Here is a 4,478-nt window from a genome sequence, read left to right on the forward strand (position 1 = left end):
GCTCAAGCTGGTCGACGAGGAGGAGCTGAAGGAACGGGCGCACCTGCGCGCCCCGCGTCCCTCCGAAGGCTGACCCGCGAGATCGACAAGAGTGCAAAGTTCCGGAACACCGAGAGTCCGGGGCCGATACCCAGACCGCGCCGCCACCATGGCAGGCAGCGTCGGCCTGCTCATCCTCGATGCCACCGTGCTCACCGGCGTCGCGCTGATAGCTCCGGGCCTCGCCTGGCCCTTCCTGGCTGCGGCGCTCGCCAGCCTCACCAGGATCGGCCGACCCTGCGCGTCCTGCCGCGCATCCTCACCGGCTGAAGTTGACCGTGTCCTCGGCAGCACGGCGCGGGCCAGGCACGCTGGCCCCCACGTTCCAGTCCGACGACAACTTCGGCCGCATCCTCGCCGCATACGGCGGGATCTTCGTGGCAGGGTCGATCGCCTGGGGCATGGTCGCAGACGGATACCGTCCCGACCGCTGGAACCTCATCGGGATCCTGGTGCGCCCCGTAGCCACTGAACTACTCCTGATCCACCGCGAGGTGGCCTTTCCGCCTCAGCCGTTGGCGCGACTGCTGGAGCTGACCGCTCGGGCGAGAGGTCGGATGCCAGCCGAGGCTGTCATCGCTCGATTCAGCGATGGCGCCACACCTGTTGCACCCGATATCGTCAACAGCACCGGCGCTGATCTGCACCAATTCGTCGAACCCCACCTCGCGCCACACCTCTTGCCCCAGAGAATTCCTGGTCGTCGAGCAGGAACACCCGGATCGGGACTTGCTCCGTGAAGGTTCGTGTCTCGATCATTGCGACCACTCGGTCCCTCGGGACGGACAGGCTGCGGACTGCCCACGAAGCCGATCATCACCCGCAGGCCACGGAAGCAAGAGGGCCGACCTGGCCCCGTTCATTTCATCGAGTGTCCCTGCGCCTCACGCGGACCCTTGCCGTGGGCGAGGTCGAACTCCACGTCCACCACGCCCTCGACGGCCCGTACCAGACGCGCGGCCACGGCTACCAGGGACGTGTCGCGGACCCTCCCTGTCAGCGTGGCGACTCCGTCGTGCACGTCCACGTGGATGCTGGAGGCCGGCAGCGGGAAGAGGTACGCCACGATTTCGCGGCGGACCTCCTCGGCGATGTCGTCGTCCTTGCGCAGGAAGACCTTGAGCAGGTCGGCACGGCTGATCACGCCTTGCAGCAGACCCGCCTCGTCGACCACGGGCAACCGCTTGACCTTCTCATGAGCCATGATTCGCGCGGCCTCGGCCAGGGTGGCGTTCGCCTGGACGGTGATTGCGGGCGAGGACATCAGTTCCCCGGCGGTCAGCGCGCCGGCCTTCGCCACCTCGGCGGGGCGCAGCAGTGCGTAGCCTTTCTCGGGGCTGTCCCGCAGTTCCTCCGTGGGCAGCAGGTCTGCCTCGGAGACCACACCGATGACCCGGCCCTCGCCCTCGAGCACGGGCAGGGCGCTGACCCGCCAGTCCTGCATCATCCCCATCATGTCCTTGAACGAGGCCCACCGGCCGACGGTGGCGACGTTGTGGGTCATGACATCGCTGACGATGTGCGGGGTGCCGTACATGATGACTCCGTGTGCTCGTCGTTGAGCGGTCCTGCCACTACCAGCGTGTGCCGATGCGAACGGGTGGGACAGGGGTCTCTCGGCCCCCAACCGGGCCATTCGGCCTCCCGCCGACCTCGCCCGGGAGGTCACCGCTCGCGGCACCACGCCTCGTACGGGGCGAGCGCGGTCGGCAGTGTCAGGAAGATGCGGTCCGTACCCACGGAGTCGGAGAGGCCGTACGCCTGCAGGTCGTCCAGCAGGTCCTGTCTGACCCGGGCGAGGGTGGACACGATGCCGCGGCCCGTGAGTTCCCGGCGCAGGCCGTCGACGGCGTCCAGGGCCGTGATGTCCACCTCGGCGATGGCCTCGGTGTTCAGGACGAACCGGCGGACCGGCTCGGTCCGTTCGTCGACCACGGCCACGAGGAACACCAGCGTGGTGGCCGACAGCGCCACGGTGGCGGGGTGAACGTGCGACAGATGCCTGAGGAACGAACACAGTTGGGGCAAGAACTCCGAGCTGCCCGACCGCACACCCGTGAGCCGGGGCAACTGGTCCACCGCCATGATCCCGGGCGCCCCCAGTGGGTGCAGGGCTCCACCGCCTCGTGGTTCCGGGCCAGTAGGTCGGTTGGTCCCGTTCAGGGACGTCTGGCCCCTGACCTGACCGCGACCGCTTCACCACGCTGGAATCGAATGCTTACCCGGAGGTGGAGCCCATGTCCCGAACCGTCACCGTAGGTCTCGACGGATCGACCGAGAGCCGGGCCGCCGCCGAGTGGGCGGCGCGCGAAGCGCTGCTGCGTGGCCTGCCGCTGAAGATCGTGCACGTCCATGAGTCACTGCCCAAGCACGTGGACCCGCTGCCGGACGACGAGACCCACCAGCGTTGGACCGAGCGGCTACCGATCGAGGCCGCAGAAGGCATCCGTCTCCGGCACCCCGGCATCGAGGTGATCACCGAGCAGCTCACGGGAACCGTGGCCGACATCCTGTGCGAGGCGGCGGGCTTCGCCGACCTGCTGGCGCTGGGCTCGCGGGGGCTCGGCGGCATCGGTGGGTTCATGGTCGGATCGATGAGCCTGGCCGTCGTGGCCCGCGCGGAACGACCAGTGGTGCTGGTGCGGGCGGGCGAACAGGCCGCCGACGAGCACACGATGGATCCGGCGGGCGTGCCGTCCACTGCGACGCCCTTCAGGCCTGTGGTGCTCGGCCTCGACATGGATCACCCGGACGACACCCTGCTGGAGTTCGCCTTCGACGCCGCCACGCGCCGGGAGGCGCCACTGCGGGCGGTGTACGGCTGGCCCGAGCCACCCACCTCCTTCTACCGCTTCCCCGGCGACGCCGAACTCTACGACTCGCTCGAGCGCAAGCATTCCGCCGCCCTGACCGAGGTGCTGCGTCCTTGGCGGCAGAAATTCCCGGGCGTCGAGGTGATCGAGGCGAGCCGGCGCGGCAGCGCCGCGCAGGTGCTCGTCAACGCGGCCCGCGACGCCTCCCTGGCGGTCGTCGGCCGCCGTATCCGCACCAGTTCCCTCGGTGCTCACATCGGCCATGTCACCCATGCGGCCCTGCACCACATCACTACTCCCATCGCCGTCGTAGCGCACGGCTGACGCGGCACTCTGAACCGGAGAACCCATGAATGCGGCGATCGTAAGGGCCTTCGGTCAGCCGCCGGCCGCCGGGAAACGTCCCGACGGCCGGCCCGGAGCCGTCCTGGCCCGCATGCGCATCAACGCCTCCAGGCTGTGCAAGCCGCGGTCGGCGCCTTCGGCCGAGTCGGCGGCCCACGACGCCTCCGCCGTCCGCATCGCCCCGCTGACGTGGGCGAAGCTGTCCCCGGACACGCCGACGCCCAAGTGCGCAGTCGCCGGGCTCTACCCAACCGTGGGACCGTGAGCAGCATGGACCTTCCGATCATCGTTGGCATCGATGGTTCCGAGCCGAGCCTGAGGGCGGTGGACTGGGCGGCCGACGAGGCCGCCCTGCGCGGAGCCGGACTCCGGTTGGTGTACGCGTCGTTGTGGGAGCGCTACGAAGGCGCCTGCCTCGCACATGACCTGGGCAAGCCGTCGGAGGAGGTGATGGCGCAAGACATCGTCGACACCGCCGAGCGCCGAGCCCATCGCCGACAGCCGGGCGTGAAGGTCACCACAGATCTACTCCCCGAGGAGCCGGAGTACGCGCTCGTGAGGGAGAGCCGGACGGCCCTCGCCATGGTGGTGGGGTGCCGTGGTCGCAGCGGCTTGACCGAGACGCTCCTGGGCTCCGTCAGCGTCATGGTGGCGGGGCACGCGCACTGTCCGGTCATCGTGTTGCGCGGCAGCCACGACAACCAGGCACGCTCGGGAGTGCGCGGCCGCATCCTCCTGGGAGTCGGTGAGAAGCCGGCGGCTACAGCCGCTGTGCGGTTCGCCACCGAAGAGGCCCTGTTGCGCGGCGTCCCGCTGGAGGCCGTACGGGCCTGGCGTCGGCCCGTACACGAGACCACCGGCCACCCGCTGATCGTCGGCGAACCGGCCCACCTGTACGAGCAGCAGGCCGTGGAAGCGCTGGAAGAGGCGCTGCGCGACGTACCGGAGGGCTTGCAGGTACAGCGGCGCACGGTCGAGGCCCGAGCCCGCGACGCCCTCCTGGCCGCTTCTCGCGAGGCCGATCTGCTGGTGGTCGGCGCACGGCGCCGCCACGGCCACTTCGGCCTCCAACTCGGCCGCGTTACCCACGGAGTACTGCACCGCGCCGCGTGCCCGGTGGCCGTCGTACCGGAACCTGCCTGACCTCGACCAGGACACTCACCATCCCGTCCCGGTCCGCGCCCACGCCATCCTCTGAATCTTCGCAGGGAATCCCGGCCTTCAGGCCGGGCGGGAATGCGATCCTCGGCCCGGAGGCGCGAAGCGCCGGAGATCACTGCG

General features: G+C 69.7%; 5 protein-coding genes and 1 pseudogene. 4 read left to right on the forward strand and 2 right to left on the reverse strand.

The genetic code is table 11. The annotated features are described in order from the left end of the window. Positions 1-359: 359 nt before the first annotated feature. Positions 360-494: pseudogene (locus tag ACFVWD_RS57510) on the forward strand (hypothetical protein); the annotation flags it as partial. 404 nt (positions 495-898) lie between these two features. Here ACFVWD_RS57510 and ACFVWD_RS57515 read toward each other — a convergent pair. Both ACFVWD_RS57515 and ACFVWD_RS57520 read right to left on the reverse strand, forming a co-directional pair. Next, positions 899-1,576 (reverse strand): CBS domain-containing protein, encoded by a 678-nt coding sequence (locus ACFVWD_RS57515; RefSeq protein ID WP_389607102.1) that lies wholly within the window; start codon positions 1,574-1,576, stop codon positions 899-901. A 128-nt stretch (positions 1,577-1,704) separates the two neighbouring features. Continuing rightward, positions 1,705-2,124, reverse strand: a complete 420-nt coding sequence (locus tag ACFVWD_RS57520) for an STAS domain-containing protein (protein WP_389607104.1) — start codon at positions 2,122-2,124, stop codon at positions 1,705-1,707. A gap of 152 nt (positions 2,125-2,276) precedes the next feature. Between ACFVWD_RS57520 and ACFVWD_RS57525 the strand changes: the two genes are divergently transcribed. From ACFVWD_RS57525 to ACFVWD_RS57535, 3 genes are read left to right on the forward strand one after another with little or no spacing between them, the layout of a single operon-like run. Then, positions 2,277-3,176, forward strand: a complete 900-nt coding sequence (locus ACFVWD_RS57525; RefSeq protein ID WP_389607106.1) for a universal stress protein — start codon at positions 2,277-2,279, stop codon at positions 3,174-3,176. 25 nt (positions 3,177-3,201) lie between these two features. Next, positions 3,202-3,462, forward strand: coding sequence for a hypothetical protein (locus ACFVWD_RS57530; protein ID WP_389607107.1), 261 nt, complete (start codon positions 3,202-3,204; stop codon positions 3,460-3,462). A 5-nt stretch (positions 3,463-3,467) separates the two neighbouring features. Next, entirely contained in the window at positions 3,468-4,340 is an 873-nt protein-coding gene (locus ACFVWD_RS57535; protein WP_389607108.1) for a universal stress protein, read from the forward strand. Positions 4,341-4,478 lie beyond the last annotated feature (138 nt).

Source organism: Streptomyces sp. NPDC058086, assembly GCF_042885015.1.
Classification (GTDB): Bacteria; Actinomycetota; Actinomycetes; order Streptomycetales; family Streptomycetaceae; genus Streptomyces.

Bases quoted from the DNA above. Each gene is read 5' to 3' on its own strand.
- ACFVWD_RS57525 (WP_389607106.1), top strand. From the start codon at position 2,277: ATGTCCCGAACCGTCACCGTAGGTCTCGACGGATCGACCGAGAGCCGG.
- ACFVWD_RS57535 (WP_389607108.1), top strand. From the start codon at position 3,468: ATGGACCTTCCGATCATCGTTGGCATCGATGGTTCCGAGCCGAGCCTG.
- ACFVWD_RS57530 (WP_389607107.1), top strand. From the start codon at position 3,202: ATGAATGCGGCGATCGTAAGGGCCTTCGGTCAGCCGCCGGCCGCCGGG.
- ACFVWD_RS57520 (WP_389607104.1), bottom strand. From the start codon at position 2,124: ATGGCGGTGGACCAGTTGCCCCGGCTCACGGGTGTGCGGTCGGGCAGC.
- ACFVWD_RS57515 (WP_389607102.1), bottom strand. From the start codon at position 1,576: ATGTACGGCACCCCGCACATCGTCAGCGATGTCATGACCCACAACGTC.